Source organism: Kouleothrix sp. 19917, assembly GCF_057073505.1.
The window spans coordinates 510,195-525,722 of record NZ_CP097100.1 but is presented as its reverse complement, the minus strand read 5'-3'; the positions used below and the strand labels follow the sequence as shown (position 1 = coordinate 525,722).

The window sequence follows — 15,528 nt, the reverse complement described above, 5'->3', positions numbered from 1 at the left end:
GGCGTCGAGCCGCCGACGGCACAAGGAGGTGCAGCTGCGCGAGGTATCCCATTGTCCATTTCCGCTATTCGGTGCGAGCGAATCGCTATTCTGAAGGAGGACTTCTTGTGAAACACCGCTCTATTCTGGCTGTGCTGTTGCTGATTGTGCTGGCCCTCACCGCCGTTCCGTCCGCTTCGGCAGCAATTTCAGTCGACTCGTCAGCGCTGCGCAACGCCGTCACCGTGGGCGCGATTACTGACCACCTACAAGCATTCCAGACAATCGCCGACACCAACGGCGGCGAGCGCGCCTCCGGCACCCCTGGATACGACGCGTCGGTCGCCTATGTAAAGAGTAAGCTGCAGGGCGCGGGCTACACAGTGACGCTCCAGCCGTTCCAGTTTCCGTTCTTCCGCGAGTTGACGCCGGCTGTGCTCCAGCAGACCGCGCCCAATGCGACGTCCTACGTCTACGGCGAGGACTTCTTCACCATGGACTACTCGGGCAGCGGCGACGTGACCGCGGACGTGCAGGCGGTCGATTTGCTGCTGCCGCCAACTGGCGGCTCGACCAGCGGGTGCGAGGCGTCCGACTTCGCCGGCTTCACGGCGGGTAACATCGCGCTGATCCAGCGCGGCACCTGCAACTTCTCCGTGAAAGCGCAGAACGCGCAGACCGCCGGCGCTACTGGCGTGATTATCTTCAACGAGGGCAACACCGATGCGCGCAAGCCGCTCTTCGGCGGAACGCTTGGTGGGCCTGGCATCACCATTCCGGTCGTCAGCGCCAGCTTCGCCCTCGGTACGGAGCTCAATAGCCTGCTCGGCAGCGGCCTGCGGCTGCGCCTCAAGACCGATACCATTTCGACGATCGCGACGACGAACAACGTGATTGCTGAGACGAGTGGCCGCGGTGACCGTGTGGTCGTGGTGGGTGCGCATCTCGATTCCGAAACCGGCACCGCGGCGCTCAACGACAACGGAAGCGGCTCGGCGACGATCCTGGAGATTGCGCTGCAGATGAAGAGGCTCGGCATCCAGCCGGTCAACAAAGCGCGCTTCATCTGGTTCGCGGCCGAGGAGAACGGCCTGCTCGGCTCTGAGTACTATGTCAGCACGTTAAGCACCCGCGACATCAAGAACATCGCCGTCAACCTGAACATCGACATGATCGCCTCGTCGAACTACGTGCGGTTCGTATACGACGGCAACGGCTCCAATACGGCGGTGGCTGGGCCGAACGGCTCCAAGGTTGTCGAGGATGTCTTCCGTGATTACTTCGGCGGCCAGAATCTCGCCACTGATCCAAGCGGCCTGACGGGAAGCTCGGACTACGCCCCATTCATGGATGTTGGTATTCCGATCGGTGGCGTATTCGCCGGCGCGGGTGACAGCAAAACGCCTGAGCAGGCGGCCGTGTACGGCGGCACCGCTGGCCTGCCGTATGACGAGTGCTACCACCAGCCGTGTGATAACTTTGCACACGTTACCCAGCCGAGTAATCAGACCGTGCTCGACCAGCTCTCGGATGGGACCGCGCACGCCGTGTTATCGTTTGCAATGACGACGTCGGCGGTGAACGGGACGGATAAGGGCAAAGGCAGCGGCCAGTACAAGAACCTCTTTGAGTACGACGGGCCGCTCGCGCAGCGGTAGGTTGGCTCCGCTCGCTCGTCGTGGCGGGGCGGCTGGTGACACGCCGCCCCGCTACCGGGTTGTTGAGCACTCCACCATATGATCGCTCTCGTCTGCAATTGCTCCTGTGGCAAAACACACGCAGCTGTAGCATAACCTCCATTTTTCACCCTCTCAGGCATCTATCAGCCCACGTTCAGACGCAATGCTTGACAGTTCTTCTCGTTCAGGTTACCTTCGCCGGTAAATGAACGGTTAAGCTACGTGTGAAGGAGGTGCTTGCCCGTACCAGACGCCCATCACCAGTAACCGCCGTAAGCTACAGATTTTTTCGGTATCACCTTGTATCCGCGGGGCAACGTGTATTACGTCCGCCGCCATCTCCGCTTTGTGATACCTGTCGTTGCACGCTGTAGCTTGTGTAGGTGCCTCACGCGTGAGGCCGCAGCGAGGAATGCTCCATGACCGACTTCTCCGGTTCGGCCGCCGACCACGATACGCACGCGCTCACCGCCCGCGCGCTTCGTCAGCGACAGCGTTATACTCGATCGGTTCAGCGTTCGCAGACCCTCACCACAACCATCGCCAAATACGCACACGCGTTCCCAGGCGCACTGCCCGCCCGCTACGTCATGCATGCCCTGGTTGCGCTCTTTGTCCCGCTGGCGATACTTGCCAGCCAGATTCCGCTTGCGATTCCTTTGGCGCAGCCGCAGGCAAACGCGTCAGACGGCAGCACAGGCGATTTCGTCGCGCCCATCGCACCGTTGTCACTTGACGCAAACACTGATAGTGATGCGCCTGCCCCAGATAGCGCATTTGCTGAAATCGACGCGCTACCGATAGCATCGCTGCGCCCTGAGCTACTAAAGGATCAGCCAATCGACGCAACGGTGGTGGCTGATCTGGCGAACGTACGCGGCGGCCCCGGCACGGACTATGACAAGGTTGGCACGTTGCCAGCGGGAACACCACTCCTGCTCCTGGCACAGTATAACGGCTGGTATCAGGCGCGGCGCGATGACGGTAGCACCATCTGGGTCGCCGCCGAGTTGCTCGACCTGGATGCGGCTGTCGCTGACTTCCTGCCGGACGCGACGAACATTCCCGCGCCGCCTCCACCGAAGATCGGCCTGGTCGCCGAGGAGGGACTGAACCTTCGCGACGGTCCCGGCACAGGGTACATCGGCATGACCAAGCTCCCGTCCGGCGCTCAACTCGACCTGCTGGCGCGCTACAACGACTGGTTCCAGGTGCAGACGGAGGATGGCAAAGCTGGCTGGGTACTCGCGCAGTATCTCTCGATCGGACCAGGCGTCGTGGATCGGGTGGAGACCGTCACAACCGTCCCCGATCTCAATCCAGCTCTGGTTGGATTGGTGAGCGAGGCGAACGTCAATCTGCGCGGCGGTCCGGGTGTGGCGTATGACAAGCTCGGCGCGCTCGGCCACAACACGCAGCTCGACCTGCTGGGCCGCTACCAGGATTGGTTCAAGGTTCGCACGCCGCGCGGCACGGTTGGCTGGGTGTCAAACGAGCTGCTCAACGTCAACGACTACGTGATGCGGCGCGTGCCGGCGGTGCGCGAGATCCCCGCGCTGGCACGGCCGAAGCCGGCGAGCCGCCCTCAGACGCAGAGCCGGCTGGCGCCAGCGCCAGCCGCCACCGCAGGGAGTGTGGTCGAGTTCGCGATGCAGTTTGTGGGATCGCGCTACGTCTGGGGCGGCGCCAGCCCGAAGGGGTTCGACTGCAGCGGGTTCACGCAGTACGTGTACAAGCAGTACGGCCTGAACCTGCCGCACAGCTCGGCGGGCCAGTACAGTACCGCGTACGGCACGACGATCTCGAACCCTGACGATCTGCGCTCCGGCGATATCGTGTTCTTCGTCAACACCTATAAGCGCGGCATCAGCCACGTGGGCATCTACGTCGGCGGCGGCAACGTCGTACAGGCCCTGAGCCCGAAACAAGGCGTGGGAGTAGCGAACCTGAACGGCGGCTACTGGGCGCAGCACTACTACGGCGGCATACGGCCGTCACGCTAGCTCGACTCGATTCGGGCTATCAGTACCATCAGCATACGCCTCTTCGCCGCTGGATGATCGCGAAGGAAGAGAGAGACAGAGCAGTTCGGCGCATGAGGGGTGTGGCACCGATTCGTGATGAAACAGCCAAAAGACAGAAGCAGGCGTGTCAGCGGCGACATTTTTGCTCATGTACTATGGCTGTTGGATGCACGAATCGTTGCTGCCCCCTTGAAGGGTGACGACATAAAACCGCGAGAATCGTGGGCTAAGAAGAACATCGCTTCAGAAAGCTATGCTTTTCTCATCAGGCCAGGCGTGGGACCTCCGACTGTGCAGATGATCCGCTGGCTTTATCGCAGGCTTTCGCCATCCTGATTCGTTAGCGTACAAACCACCTATTTGATACGCTGACCTGTAACTCAGAGCTTTACCAATCCTGCGCGTATTGCCACAAGTGCTGCCTGCGTTCGCTCGGCCACACCGAGCTTTGAGAAAATGATGCTCACGTAGTTCTTCACGGTACCATCCGAGAGAAACAGCCTTTGTGCTATCTCGGCGTTGCTCATACCACTCGCAAGCAGCCCAAGCACTTCGCGTTCGCGCTCGCTCAGCCCACTGATCACTTTTCGGTCCGGCAACGCCCGATCACCTTGTTCGGCGACGTGTTTGAGTAGTTTCGGCGCCACTTGCGGATCAATATGGCTCCACCCCTTCATCGTCTCCCTGATCGCTTTGAGTAAGTCTTCCTGGGGCGTATCCTTCAAGACATAGCCGGCCGCTCCAGCGCGAATCGCATCGATGACCCATTCATCGTCAGCATAGGTGGTCAAAACCAGGATGCGGACATCTGGGAATTGCTCACAAATCGCCCTGGTTGCCTGGATGCCGTTCATCCGCGGCATTTTGAGATCCATCAGCACCAGATCCGGTTGCGTTGTTCGTGTCAGTTCGATTGCATCGACTCCATTGGTCACCACACCAACCACCTCGATGTCTCGGACGCCTTCGAGAATGGCGCGCAACCCCTCGCAGACGATCGCCTGGTCGTCACAAATCAGCAGGCGAATGGTTCTCCTCGACTCCTCGTTCATTGGTTGCCTCCAAAGGAGAAGCAAATCTGTGTGCCCTTGCCGACCTGGCTCGTAACTGCGAGACGCCCACCGATCAGTTCGCTGCGCTCGCGCATCCCAAGCAAGCCATAATGGTTTCCCTCTGCGCCAAGATTGGGATCAAACCCGCATCCGTCATCGCCGATGAGCAGTCGTAAGTGATCGCGATCGCGTTTCAAGACGAGTTGGACAGTATGCGCCTGGGCATGCTCGGCGATGTTGGTGAGCGCTTCCTGAGCAATCCGGTACACACACTGCTCAACCTCAGCCCCATAATCGCCCAGATCGGCATCGATGGTCAGCTCAATGCCAAAGTCAAACCGCGTGGCGTAGGATTCGGCTAAAGCTCGCAGTGCCAGGGCCAGCCCCAGATCTTCGAGCGGCCTGGCGCGCAGCTCTTTGAGAGCGCGGCGGGTTTCACTCAGCCCTTCACGGATGGCTTGCAGCGAGTGGTTGAGCAGCACGTTGGCCCGTTCCACGTCCAGGCGCAGCATGGCTCGCAAGCCCTCCAACTCAACGGCAACCCCGCTCAGCGTGTGGGCCAGAACGTCGTGCAGCTCGCGCGCCATCCGATTGCGTTCGCGGCTGATCGTCAGCTGCTCCAGCGTGGAGGCGTAGAGCGTCAGGCGCGCATTGGCCTCGCTCAGACGCTGCCGCTGCTCTCTCTGGACGTTCATCAGCTTCACGATCATAAGCCCGACGAGCAAGAAGATAATCGTCTGGACAACAACGATACCCAAAAGTGAGCTGGAGATCATCTGCTCCAACACCATGCTTCGGGACAACAGGGCAATGTTCAGCACACTCGTCAGCGCACAGAACACGACCACCTGGCGCATCGCATACTGCCAGCTCAGCACGACCAGTGGAATCAACAGCAAGATGATCTGCCGCCACAGCACCACCTGCGCAAGTAGTTCTGGAGCGGTGTTGCTGGTGGCATGAAGGTTACTGAGGTTTATGTATGGATCGAGGATCGGTCCTGCCAGTGCGCCTGCGGCTGCCCAGGCAATGCCAATCGGGAGATAAAAGGATTTGAGAGTGCGCCGCAGAGTAGGGATCGACAAATACACGAACAACAGCCCAGGCGAAAGCAGGCTAAAGACAGCGAGCGGAACGACTGCGGAAGGTGGTGGAAAAGGGGCAACCAGCCAGTGCGCTATCGCGAGCGTGGCGATAGCGAAGTGCATGCTGACGAACAGGCGAAAGGTTGGCAAGACGCCGGGTTCTAATTCTCTACTCGGTTTCATGCCTTGATCATACCATGCACGAGTGCTTCTTGTTAGTGACGACGGCAATTTGGTTCCGTGACCAAGGTCACAACAAAAAGATTACCCAGGTCATAGCGGTCCCTTACCCCAGACACTACAAAACAGTGCGCTTTTCGCTTATCCTACGAACCGTTGCAGCATCGTTCTTTGATCGTGCATTTGCCGCGGTGAAAGCATCCAATAGAACGCTGATTATCGCAAACGGGTTCGACGAGAATTTCCTAAAATGAAAGAGGACACGCCCATGGCCGACTTGCCCCCCACCCGCGACGCCAGCGACGACACCGGCGTAAGGCCCGGCACACCACGCTGGGTGAAGGTGTTTGGGATCATCGTCATCATCCTGGCCTTGTTGGTCGGCATCATCATGTTCACCGGCATCGGTGGTCAGCACGGCCCTGGTCGCCATATGCCGTCCGGTGATGCTGGTCGCCAGATATCGCTCTCCAGCGTCAGAGAAAACTACACACCGCCCGGCGCTGAACTTGGTGGCTACCTATGATCATGCCACCCGGCCTGCGCAAGTTCGTGCTCAGCGTGCACATCACGACGTCCGTCGGATGGATCGGCGCGATCATCGCGTACATCCCCCTCGACCTCACAACACGTAGCAGTCAAGATGCTGAGACGCTGCGCGCGGCCTACCTCGCCATGGAGCTGATCGCAGTGTGGGCCATCGTCCCCCTGGCGTGGGCCGCGCTCGTCACTGGGCTCATCATCTCGCTTGGCACGCCGTGGGGCCTATTCCGCCACTATTGGGTCCTGATCTCCCTTGTGCTCACGGCGGTCGCCCTCCCCGTTCTGCTGTCGGAGATGCGCACTATCAGCGCCCTCGCGAGAATTGCAGCGGATCCGACGACGTCCGATACCGCGCTCCGCGCGCTCCCCAGTACGCTGGTCCACTCTGTTGGCGGACTGATCGTCCTGCTCGTGGTCCTGTGGCTCAACGTGTACAAGCCGCGCGGCCTGACCCCGTACGGGTGGCGCAAGCAGCAGGAGCAGCGTCGGGCGTTGCAGCGCAGCAAGCAGGACGAGCAGCGTAAGGTGCCGCAGCTGTAGATCCAACGACTCCTGTTGGGCCTCGACCGGCGAACCGAACCGGTCAAGCCGGGCGACACCATCGTCGCAGCCTTGGGCGCACTACTATCTGAGTAAAGGTCATATGATGAATGACGGGAGATGACCGCCCCCTATTCATACAAACGGTGTGTTCATAACAAAAGAGCGGTTTTCTCTGAAAGGAGCACGATCGATGCATTCGTTCGGACGTCACCGCCACAACTCAACGGACAAGGCGTCGGCCAAAGGGACAAAAGGGCTGATTCTCAACCTCGGCTGGCGCTACGACCTGACGGCATGGTTCTTCGACACCTTCGTGTTCCGTGGCAAGTGGCGGGAGCTGCGGCAGAAAACCGCCGACCTGGCCGGCATTCAAGTTGGAGAGACGGTGCTGGATGTGGGCTGCGGCACGGGAACGCTGGCGATTGAAGTCCAGCAGCGCGTTGGCCTAACGGGCCGCGTCTACGGCGTTGATCCGGGGACAGAGCAGATCGCTCGTGCCCGTTCGAAAGTGGCTCGGCGCAACGTGCCGATCGATTTCCAGATCGGGGTGATCGAGCAGCTCCCCTTCCCCGATCAGACGTTCGATGTGGTGCTCTCTACCCTGATGATGCATCATTTGCCCGATAGCCTCAAGCGACAGGGACTGGCTGAAATCGCTCGTGTGCTCAAAGTCGGCGGGCGCCTGGTGATTGCCGATTTCAAGCCCAAGCGGGAACGCCACGGCCAGGCTGCGCGATTTCACGCCGGGGGGAGCAGCATGCAAGAGCTGGCTGCCCTTGTGAAGGAAGCCGGTTTCTCACAGGTGGAAACAGAGGAGATGCAGCTCTCACGCTTCTCTGCTTTCCCAGGAGCAGGCTTTGTCAGGGCACACAAAAGCTAATACGAATTCGCCTAACCGTTTACAGGGGTATCGAAAATTATGCTGCATTAGAAAGCCGTGCAGCGGTCTATCTCCATAAGTAAATCAAGCTGGATCGGGGCAAAAAGTGTAAAGGTTTATAACTTGGCGCAAAGAAAAGAGGACTCTATGACCCATTCAAACAAAAAGAGAATGAGGCCCCTTCTGCTCGTGGCAACTGTGGTGATGATCATCATAGCAGTTAACCTGCATGCCGTTGGTGCTATTTTGCTCTCTAAAACAGGCTTCGGTGTATTCTCTCTGAGCAATCCGATCTCCTATGTCCTGATAGGATTGTTCTTTGTCGCTGCCATGTTCAAGCTCAAGCATTTGTTAGGCTTTATGCACAGAAAAGAGAAACAATCAGCGCGGGAAATTACGAATGGCGTAAGCAGCACGGGTGGCGTGCAACACGAGCAGAGCCGGGAGTAGCTACCGTAGTAAAGCTCCTCCTGCTGTGACCGCGTTCTGCTCGAGCCCGCACCTCTCCCCGGCGCCCAAGTGGACCCAGGCCGCGCAGCACAATCCAGGCCAGGCGAATGCCGCCGGGCGGGGTTCGCTCGTTGTTTCGCTAATCTGCGCAGGCGGGTTGGTGACTTGTTGCGATGTGTAGCCATACCCACATGAAAGACGCTGTGGGTGGCGTCGTCGCGGCGATGGTCTTTCACGCAAGACGAACGCCGAAGTGATCCTTGATCTCCGAGACGAGAACCGCCGACATCGATGAAAGAAGGAAAGCATATGAGTACACTCAAGGTTCCCGGTGCGCAGTTGTATTATGAGGTGACAGGCTCCGGGCCACTCCTGATCCTGATTCCAGGGGCCAGCGGCGTGGGGGAGGTCTTCCGCCAAGTCGCACGCGAACTTGCGGCACGGTATCAGGTGGTCACCTACGACCGCCGCGGTTTTTCTCGGAGTCAACTCAACGGACCTCAGGACTATGATCACCGGCTCTCTACCGATGCCGATGATGTCTGGCGCTTGATCGAGCATCTGACGGACAAACCGGCGACCGTCTTCGGCAACAGCTCGGGAGCGATTGTCGCACTCGAAGTTCTCATCCACGCTCCCAAGCGGCTCCAGACTGTGGTTGCCCACGAGCCTCCAGTCGTTTCACTGCTGCCCGATGCGGCGAAATGGTGGGCCTTTTTCGACGGGATCTACGACACCTACCGCAAGGATGGGATTCCCAAAGCCATGCACCAGTTCGCTAGCACCATAGCTGGAAAAGGAGACCACCAGCTGATGGAGCGTTATATGACAAAGCAAGCCAACGAGTACACCATGGCTAACGCTGCGTACTGGATGGAGCATGAGTTGCGCCAGTATCCGCGAGTTGAACTCGATCTCGACGCCCTCGCTGCGCATGTCAGGCAGCTCATGCTCGTTGGAGGGCGCGACTCCCAAGACCAGATGACGTACCAACCAAACAAGGTGCTGGCGAGGCAGTTGGGACTCGATATTGTTGATTTGCCTGGCGGACACCTCGGCTTCATGGCCTATCCCACCGAATTTGCAACGGAGCTCATGAATGCGCTCAGTCGATGACGCGCAAACCGCAGGCGTCGGAGAGAGCGTTTGCCCACGATGAGGAGAAGCGCAAGTCGATTCTTGATGTATTGCATGCGCCTGTGGAGGCTCTGCGTGAATTGCAGTAATACGCGGTCAGCGACCGCGTAGAACGTTCTGACGGTGATCGTGAGCACTGCTGCCTGACGGCGCCCGCGACACTCGCTAGTCTCTACAGTGTTGGCGCGCTCACCTCACGCAGTCGACAGGCCGAGGTTGCCAGGCGCGGCGCACAGGTGATGCCGTTCGATCTTGATGCGACGACCCAGATCTTTCAGCCTCACGACAACGGCGGCAGATAGCAGGTGATCGCCGACAATCCCAGTGACACCGCGCAGATCGCGCTCATTCGCGCACACTTCCAAGAGGAAGCCGCAAAGTTTCAGCGTGGCCACTTCTCCGATCTGACCACGATTCCCAGCATGGATATGCCGGCGGCGCAACTCCAGGCCGGCTACGCTCATATCGCGGTCACGTCCACTGAGCTGCCGAACGGCGCGCAACTGCGCCACAGGAATCAAACGGCTCCAGCCAACGCCCTCGGGCGACGATGGATCGACATCTGGCGGCGACCAGCACGGCTTCGAGCCGATGAGTAGCGTCGCCAGTTGGTCCCCGACCTCAACGAGATGCTGGAATTGGCGGGTGAGCTGACGTTCGTGCCAGGCGGTTAGGATCGCTTCAACGCTTGAGAAGTACTCCTACAGCGTCGCAGACCCGATGCTGGTCTCGAAGGCGATCTGCGACATCGTGAGCGGCCGCAGCCCGTGCTCGGCGAGCAGCGCCGCAGTGGTATCCAGGATCCCGCACCTCGCGGCGCTACGCCTCGATCGTCTCGTTCCACAGCCTCGGCATCACCCCCTCCGCATCCAGCGGTTCGTCAAGCGCTGCACAGCAGTCGGTATCGTTCCCGCAACTCCAGGAGGCCCTGCGCTTTCCAAAAGGCTCCGTTGAATCCTTGTTCGAGGGGTGGGCTCTGGGAGCTGTGCCACGACCCCTTCCGCATGTTGGCTATGAAGCCCGCCACGTTCTCAGGGAGCCCCCAGCGCCCGCAGCTTGCGGTAGCGCGTGCGCACCCGCCGCGAGTATAGTATAGATGACGGCGGTGTCCAGACACTCTAGCTTTGACACAGACATACTGTGGTAAACTTTCTCACGATGACCTTGACAACCCGCGACAGAAGAGACGCACATGGCTAACCTGGGATGCAAGCTGAGCTGACTGGAGGGATGTCATGCTTCAAATCAACCGTTCGATCATGACGCACCGCAGACTGCTCCTGTTCAAATGGCTCATGATCTTCCTACCTTCCGTTACGGTCACGCTGGGCCACAGCCTGCTGGAGCACACCGGGGGTGGAGAACACACCGGTGGTGGGACATACGATCTGCCAGCGACCCTGCTCGTGACATTCCTGGGCCTGGTGCTGACCTACCTGTTTGTCGAGACCCTGTTCAGGGTCCTGCGCAGACTCCAGGCTGAGGCAGTGGCCCGCGAGCAGGACATCCAGATCATGAACGCCGTGATGCAGGAACGCGAGCGGTTGAGCAGGGAACTCCACGATGGTGTGGCCCAGCTCGTCGCGCATCTGCTCTTGCGCCTGGATACTATCAAGGAGCTGGTGCAGGCAGAGCGGCCACAGGAGGCCGAAGCAGAGCTTGAACACTTGCACGAGGTTGCCGACGAAATCTACCAGGATATCGGGGAGTCCATTACTGGGCTGCGCACCAACCTGACGGAGCGAGGGCTGGTCCGCGCACTCCAGGACTACCTCGACCAGTTTGAGGAGCGGCACCAGATTGCCACCAGCCTCCGAACAGATGACGCGGCCGACCAGCTCTCACCGCTCGCAGCGCTCCAGCTCTTCAGGTTCATCCAGGAAGCCCTGACCAATGTTCGCAAGCACGCGGCGGCACACCAGGCCACTGTGACGCTCATGTCCGACGGGTCAGGGCAACTGAAGGTCGTGATTGCCGATGACGGCCAGGGTTTTATCCCTGGCAACCAGAGCAACGGCAAGGCGCGGCCTTTGGGCCTGACCAGTATGCGCGAGCGGGTCGAGGCCCTCGGCGGCACCTTCCAGGTGACCAGTCAGCCCGGTTCGGGCACACAAGTGAGTGCGACAATCCCCATTCCACCATCCAGAAGGGAGAGTGGGCATGCAGCCCTTGCGACTCCTACTGGTTGATGACCATGCGCTCTTTCGCGAGGGGCTGATCTCGCTCCTCTCCTACCAGGACGATTTCACCGTCGTTGGAGAGGCCGAGGACGCCGAGAGCGCCCTCGCTCAGGCGCGTGCGCTTGAGCCGGACATCGTGCTGATGGACATCGAGCTCCCCAGAGAGGACGGTGTGAGCGCGACGGCGCGGCTGAAGCTGGAAATGCCCGGCGTCACCGTCGTGATGCTGACGGTGCGCGACGACAGTCAGACTCTGTTCGAGGCGATCAAGGCAGGAGCGCAAGGCTACCTGGTCAAGAACGTGCGGTCCCGCGAGCTGCTGGAGCAGCTCCGTGGCCTGGCGCGCGGCGAGGCTGCAATCTCGCGTCGCATGGCTGGTCGGATCTTGGAAGAGATCCGCGGCCAAACTGCGCCTTTCGGGCCTGAAGAAGAGCTCACTGCCCGAGAGATGGAGGTGCTGGAGTTGGTGGCAGCGCGCCTCTCCAACGCCGAGATCGCTGAGCGTCTGGTGGTCAGCGAGCACACAGTCAAGAATCACATGAAGAGCATTCTCTCCAAACTGCACCTGCGCAACCGACACCAGGCAGCCGCCTATGGCGTCGCCCGTGGCTGGCTGCCACGCCTCAGGCGGCGTGGTTAGCATTCTCCTCTCACTCCCTCTGATCTCGCGAACTGTCTCGCAAAAATAGCCCTTTTCTTCTCTCCTCTGCCTTCCAGGGGTCATGTCCGGCGGACTGCTGCGACCTATACTACCAGGTGAGAGCGTCAACGCAGGTGGCTCTACGGAAGGTAGGCTTTTGATCATCGTCCGTGAGTTGCTCAGCATCTGACAAGGCGTCACCTACCAAGCAGGGAAATGGGCTTGGGTCTGACAGCCGAGTGCAGCCCGGAAGGCCGGCCCAGTGAGATTTCAGAGGAGCATTGAGAATGCAACCAGCCACCCGATCTGCGAATCAACCGCTTGGCGGCAGCAGCGGCGACTGGCGTCATCGCCTTCTTCGCTTCCATGTGCCGCTCGCGCTCGCAAGTGCCGTGATCATTGTGCTCTTCATGACGCTCCCGCCCTTCGACCCTCAGGCGTATCCCCAGATGGACATGGGCAGTGCTGCTGCGCTTCCCCAGCGGCCAGGCGAGGGCGGAATGGGCGGAATGGGCGGAGTGATGGGTCACGGTGGGAGCCAGACCTCACCACCCACAGGTCACGGCGCGAGCCAAACTCCATCACCGACGGGTCATGGTGGGAGCCAGACGCCGCCAGCGACTGATCACGGCAGGGGTCAAACGCCACCAACGGGTCACGGCGGGGACCAGACCGGACCGATGGATCCTGGCGAGATCACGGAGGCCAGAGGAAGGAGCTACCTCACCCAGCGGTTCACCGTTGCCACCGGCTACGTCGCCCTCGGGCTGCTCGGGCTCACGCTCCTGATCGGGCCAGCCAACCTGCTGCTCCGCAGGCGGAATCCCGTCTCGAGCTATCTGCGCCGTGACGTGGGGACGTGGACGGCCCTCTTCGGCGTCGTCCACGTGATCTACGGATCGCTGTTGCATAGCGGTGGACAGCTCTCCGGCATCCTCAATTACTTCTTCGTGCCCGACGGCAGCCCGCGGCTCAATAGCTTCGGGCTAGGGAACTGGACCGGACTTGCCGCCACAGTGATCGTGGTGGGGTTGCTCGCTCTTTCCAGCGACTTCGCCCTGCGCAAACTCAAAGCCAGGACCTGGAAGAACCTCCAGCGCCTGAACTACGCCTTGTTCGCGCTGGTCATCGCGCACGCGTTCTTCTACGGTGCGCTGTTGCGGACGACCTCCCCCTTTACGCTCCTGCTCGCCCTCAGCGTCATCGCAGTCTTCGCCGGGCAGGCGGTGGGGGTCTGGCTATGGCGGCGCAGGCACGCTCGTACAACAGCAAGGCAGCCAGCGTGAGCGACGCTCAGCGGGTGCTACTGAGTGACGGAACACGGGGAAGACCTCAAGATCAAGGAGTTCGGCCATGCGAGACACCACCATAGATCCAACCACCATATAGAGAGATCGAAGAGAGGGCGGTCCGAGCGCCCCGTCTGGAGGTTGACGAGGGACGTCGGCTGGGCGAGGTGACGGCTGGCTCAACAGGCTCCGCGCCCCACGGCTGAGGAGCACCATACTCGTCGCGTGTTGTGGAGAGGATGGACCGGGCTGTTGCTCGGCTGCTCCACGTACAGCCGCAGCCACTTGTGCTGTGAGAGGCTGTCGCCACCACCAGTAGCTGGCCGTTCGAAACGGCGCTGCTCGTCTCGGCGGTGCGCTGCATCTTACAGATGCTGGCCTTCAGGCGCGAAAGCCCGCCAGCTTCAGCGGCCACATGAAGCGCCAGGCTTCAGCGGCTTCAGCCCAACGCTGCATAACCAGACCATCGATCGACCATGCAAACACCCATCCATCAGATTCAGCGGTGGGATGATGCCGCTGCAGCGCGTCCGAAAGCGATAAACTGCTTGCGCTAGAACGCATTTTCTGATAGACTTGGACATGGCCTATAAAACTGCCGCCACCACCGCCACAGTGCAGCTTGTTGCCTTGCGGCAGCTCGATCCCGCGACCCGCGCGCTCTGTGACACGCTGCGGCGGGAAGCGGGGCGCTGCTGGAGCGACTTGGTGCAGGCGCACGTCGCCGCCCGCGAGCAGGGCGTGTGGCTGGCCGAGGCCGACCTGAACGCGCAGACGAAGGGCTCTCGCTAGGCGCTCCACTCGCAGAGCGTCCAGTTTCTCGCTCAGCAACTGCTCGCCAATGTCGCCACCGCCCGTCAAAACCGTGCTGCCGGAGCGACCGACGCCAACTACCCCTACCGCGAGAAAGCGTACCAGACCGTGAGTTGGAAAGGGCAGGCGATCCGCGTGGTCAACGGCCGGCTCGTGCTGCCGAATGGCCGCAGAGAGCGTGATCTCGTGCTGCCGCTGCCCTTGCGTTTTCGTGCCGCCTCCATCCGCCAGGTCGCGCTGTTGTGGCGGGCCGATCACTTTGAGCTTGCGATCACCATCTCCGGCCCGCCCGACCCGCCCGTCCGCGCCGCTGACGACGCCGACGGCCGCACCGCCGGGGTTGACCTGGGCGAGATCAACATCGCGGCCATCGTGACCGACCACGGCGACGCGCTCGTGCTCAACGGGCGCTATCTACGCTCTCTCAAGCGGCTGCGCAACAAACGACACAGTACACTCACGGCCAAGCTCGCAGGCTGCCGCAAGGGCAGCCTGCGGTGGAAGCGGCTCAAGCGGCGCAAGGCGCAAGCCTCGGCCAAGTTCTATCGCCAGCAGCGCCACATCCTCCACATTGCGAGCAAGCGCCTGGCCGACTTCGCGAGAGCGCAAGGCGTGACAAAACTGGCGATCGGCGACGTGCGCGAGATCGCCAACGGCATGGACAAGGGCCGCAAGACCAACCAAAAGCTGTCGCAGTGGGCGCGCGGCCAGTTCGAGCGCTATGTTCGCTATAAGGCGCGGCGGTTCGGCTGCACGACCGGCCACCTGCCCGAAGACTACTCGACTCGGACATGTTCGGTGTGCGGGCATGTTTACACCTGCGCACCACGAGGGCGCGTCTATCGCTGCTCTGGCTGTGGCGCGAGTGTCAACCGGGATGCCAATGGCGCGGCGAACATCTGCTCGCGGGCGGTGTTCGGCGGCTATGGGCGCGTCCAGGTTGCTAAGACCACGTATCGGCATGCCTGTCATGTCGTAGCGCCCCGGACATGGGCCAGGGCCTCGCGCTCTGTTGCTGCGCGGCGCTAACGCCGCCAGAAGCCCGCCCCATTGA

General features: G+C 60.9%; 16 protein-coding genes. 12 read left to right on the top strand and 4 right to left on the bottom strand.

Features of this window, described 5'->3' with window-relative positions; translation table 11 throughout:
* Positions 1 to 107 precede the first annotated feature (107 nt).
* Complete coding sequence (locus M1P90_RS37450; protein WP_483705108.1) at positions 108 to 1,637, top strand: M28 family peptidase; 1,530 nt, start codon at positions 108 to 110, stop codon at positions 1,635 to 1,637.
* Between the two features lie 440 nt (positions 1,638 to 2,077).
* The gene (locus M1P90_RS37445; RefSeq protein WP_483705106.1) at positions 2,078 to 3,661 is read left to right on the top strand and encodes a C40 family peptidase; all 1,584 of its coding nucleotides are present in this window, start codon (positions 2,078 to 2,080) and stop codon (positions 3,659 to 3,661) included.
* 401 nt (positions 3,662 to 4,062) lie between these two features.
* On the opposite strand, the gene M1P90_RS37440 is transcribed toward M1P90_RS37445, so the two are convergent.
* A complete protein-coding gene (locus M1P90_RS37440; protein WP_483705104.1) occupies positions 4,063 to 4,734 on the bottom strand; it encodes a response regulator transcription factor in 672 nt (223 codons plus the stop codon).
* Positions 4,731 to 6,002 (bottom strand): sensor histidine kinase, encoded by a 1,272-nt coding sequence (locus tag M1P90_RS37435; protein ID WP_483705102.1) that lies wholly within the window; start codon positions 6,000 to 6,002, stop codon positions 4,731 to 4,733. Before M1P90_RS37435 ends, M1P90_RS37440 begins: the two co-directional genes overlap by 4 nt.
* Before the next feature lie 265 nt (positions 6,003 to 6,267).
* On the opposite strand from M1P90_RS37435, the gene M1P90_RS37430 reads away from it, so the two are divergent.
* The 5 genes from M1P90_RS37430 to M1P90_RS37410 all read left to right on the top strand — a co-directional run bounded on the left by M1P90_RS37430 (position 6,268) and on the right by M1P90_RS37410 (position 9,531).
* A complete protein-coding gene (locus M1P90_RS37430; protein WP_483705100.1) occupies positions 6,268 to 6,525 on the top strand; it encodes a hypothetical protein in 258 nt (85 codons plus the stop codon).
* Positions 6,522 to 7,082 carry a DUF2269 family protein gene (locus M1P90_RS37425; protein WP_483705098.1) on the top strand — a complete coding sequence of 187 codons (561 nt, stop codon included), beginning with the start codon at positions 6,522 to 6,524 and terminating at the stop codon, positions 7,080 to 7,082. The genes M1P90_RS37430 and M1P90_RS37425 overlap by 4 nt, the downstream gene beginning before the upstream one ends.
* A gap of 193 nt (positions 7,083 to 7,275) precedes the next feature.
* The gene (locus M1P90_RS37420) at positions 7,276 to 7,965 is read left to right on the top strand and encodes a class I SAM-dependent methyltransferase (protein WP_483705096.1); all 690 of its coding nucleotides are present in this window, start codon (positions 7,276 to 7,278) and stop codon (positions 7,963 to 7,965) included.
* A 147-nt stretch (positions 7,966 to 8,112) separates the two neighbouring features.
* Positions 8,113 to 8,415, top strand: coding sequence for a hypothetical protein (locus tag M1P90_RS37415; RefSeq protein WP_483705094.1), 303 nt, complete (start codon positions 8,113 to 8,115; stop codon positions 8,413 to 8,415).
* A 309-nt stretch (positions 8,416 to 8,724) separates the two neighbouring features.
* Positions 8,725 to 9,531, top strand: coding sequence for an alpha/beta hydrolase (locus M1P90_RS37410; RefSeq protein ID WP_483705092.1), 807 nt, complete (start codon positions 8,725 to 8,727; stop codon positions 9,529 to 9,531).
* Positions 9,532 to 9,746: 215 nt separating this feature from the next.
* Here the strand turns inward: M1P90_RS37410 and M1P90_RS37405 are convergent, their stop codons facing one another.
* Together M1P90_RS37405 and M1P90_RS37400 are read right to left on the bottom strand one after the other, a co-directional pair.
* A complete protein-coding gene (locus M1P90_RS37405) occupies positions 9,747 to 10,073 on the bottom strand; it encodes a hypothetical protein (RefSeq protein WP_483705090.1) in 327 nt (108 codons plus the stop codon).
* Positions 10,074 to 10,253: 180 nt separating this feature from the next.
* Positions 10,254 to 10,316, bottom strand: coding sequence for a hypothetical protein (locus M1P90_RS37400; RefSeq protein ID WP_483706087.1), 63 nt, complete (start codon positions 10,314 to 10,316; stop codon positions 10,254 to 10,256).
* A gap of 471 nt (positions 10,317 to 10,787) precedes the next feature.
* Between M1P90_RS37400 and M1P90_RS37395 the strand changes: the two genes are divergently transcribed.
* The 5 genes from M1P90_RS37395 to M1P90_RS37375 all read left to right on the top strand — a co-directional run bounded on the left by M1P90_RS37395 (position 10,788) and on the right by M1P90_RS37375 (position 15,503).
* Complete coding sequence (locus M1P90_RS37395) at positions 10,788 to 11,741, top strand: sensor histidine kinase (RefSeq protein WP_483705088.1); 954 nt, start codon at positions 10,788 to 10,790, stop codon at positions 11,739 to 11,741.
* Positions 11,713 to 12,372: a response regulator gene (locus tag M1P90_RS37390; protein WP_483705086.1), complete on the top strand. Its 660-nt coding sequence runs from the start codon at positions 11,713 to 11,715 to the stop codon at positions 12,370 to 12,372. Before M1P90_RS37395 ends, M1P90_RS37390 begins: the two co-directional genes overlap by 29 nt.
* 680 nt (positions 12,373 to 13,052) lie before the next feature.
* Positions 13,053 to 13,658, top strand: coding sequence for a ferric reductase-like transmembrane domain-containing protein (locus tag M1P90_RS37385; RefSeq protein WP_483705085.1), 606 nt, complete (start codon positions 13,053 to 13,055; stop codon positions 13,656 to 13,658).
* 585 nt (positions 13,659 to 14,243) lie between these two features.
* Entirely contained in the window at positions 14,244 to 14,453 is a 210-nt protein-coding gene (locus tag M1P90_RS37380; protein WP_483705084.1) for a hypothetical protein, read from the top strand.
* A gap of 39 nt (positions 14,454 to 14,492) precedes the next feature.
* Positions 14,493 to 15,503, top strand: coding sequence for an RNA-guided endonuclease InsQ/TnpB family protein (locus M1P90_RS37375; RefSeq protein WP_483706085.1), 1,011 nt, complete (start codon positions 14,493 to 14,495; stop codon positions 15,501 to 15,503).
* Positions 15,504 to 15,528 lie beyond the last annotated feature (25 nt).

Excerpts from the sequence above, each read along its gene's own strand:
- M1P90_RS37420 (WP_483705096.1), top strand. The coding sequence starts at position 7,276 with ATGCATTCGTTCGGACGTCACCGCCACAACTCAACGGACAAGGCGTCG.
- M1P90_RS37380 (WP_483705084.1), top strand. The coding sequence starts at position 14,244 with ATGGCCTATAAAACTGCCGCCACCACCGCCACAGTGCAGCTTGTTGCC.
- M1P90_RS37445 (WP_483705106.1), top strand. The coding sequence starts at position 2,078 with ATGACCGACTTCTCCGGTTCGGCCGCCGACCACGATACGCACGCGCTC.
- M1P90_RS37430 (WP_483705100.1), top strand. The coding sequence starts at position 6,268 with ATGGCCGACTTGCCCCCCACCCGCGACGCCAGCGACGACACCGGCGTA.
- M1P90_RS37415 (WP_483705094.1), top strand. The coding sequence starts at position 8,113 with ATGACCCATTCAAACAAAAAGAGAATGAGGCCCCTTCTGCTCGTGGCA.
- M1P90_RS37410 (WP_483705092.1), top strand. The coding sequence starts at position 8,725 with ATGAGTACACTCAAGGTTCCCGGTGCGCAGTTGTATTATGAGGTGACA.
- M1P90_RS37440 (WP_483705104.1), bottom strand. The coding sequence starts at position 4,734 with ATGAACGAGGAGTCGAGGAGAACCATTCGCCTGCTGATTTGTGACGAC.
- M1P90_RS37435 (WP_483705102.1), bottom strand. The coding sequence starts at position 6,002 with ATGAAACCGAGTAGAGAATTAGAACCCGGCGTCTTGCCAACCTTTCGC.
- M1P90_RS37390 (WP_483705086.1), top strand. The coding sequence starts at position 11,713 with ATGCAGCCCTTGCGACTCCTACTGGTTGATGACCATGCGCTCTTTCGC.
- M1P90_RS37425 (WP_483705098.1), top strand. The coding sequence starts at position 6,522 with ATGATCATGCCACCCGGCCTGCGCAAGTTCGTGCTCAGCGTGCACATC.
- M1P90_RS37385 (WP_483705085.1), top strand. The coding sequence starts at position 13,053 with ATGGATCCTGGCGAGATCACGGAGGCCAGAGGAAGGAGCTACCTCACC.
- M1P90_RS37395 (WP_483705088.1), top strand. The coding sequence starts at position 10,788 with ATGCTTCAAATCAACCGTTCGATCATGACGCACCGCAGACTGCTCCTG.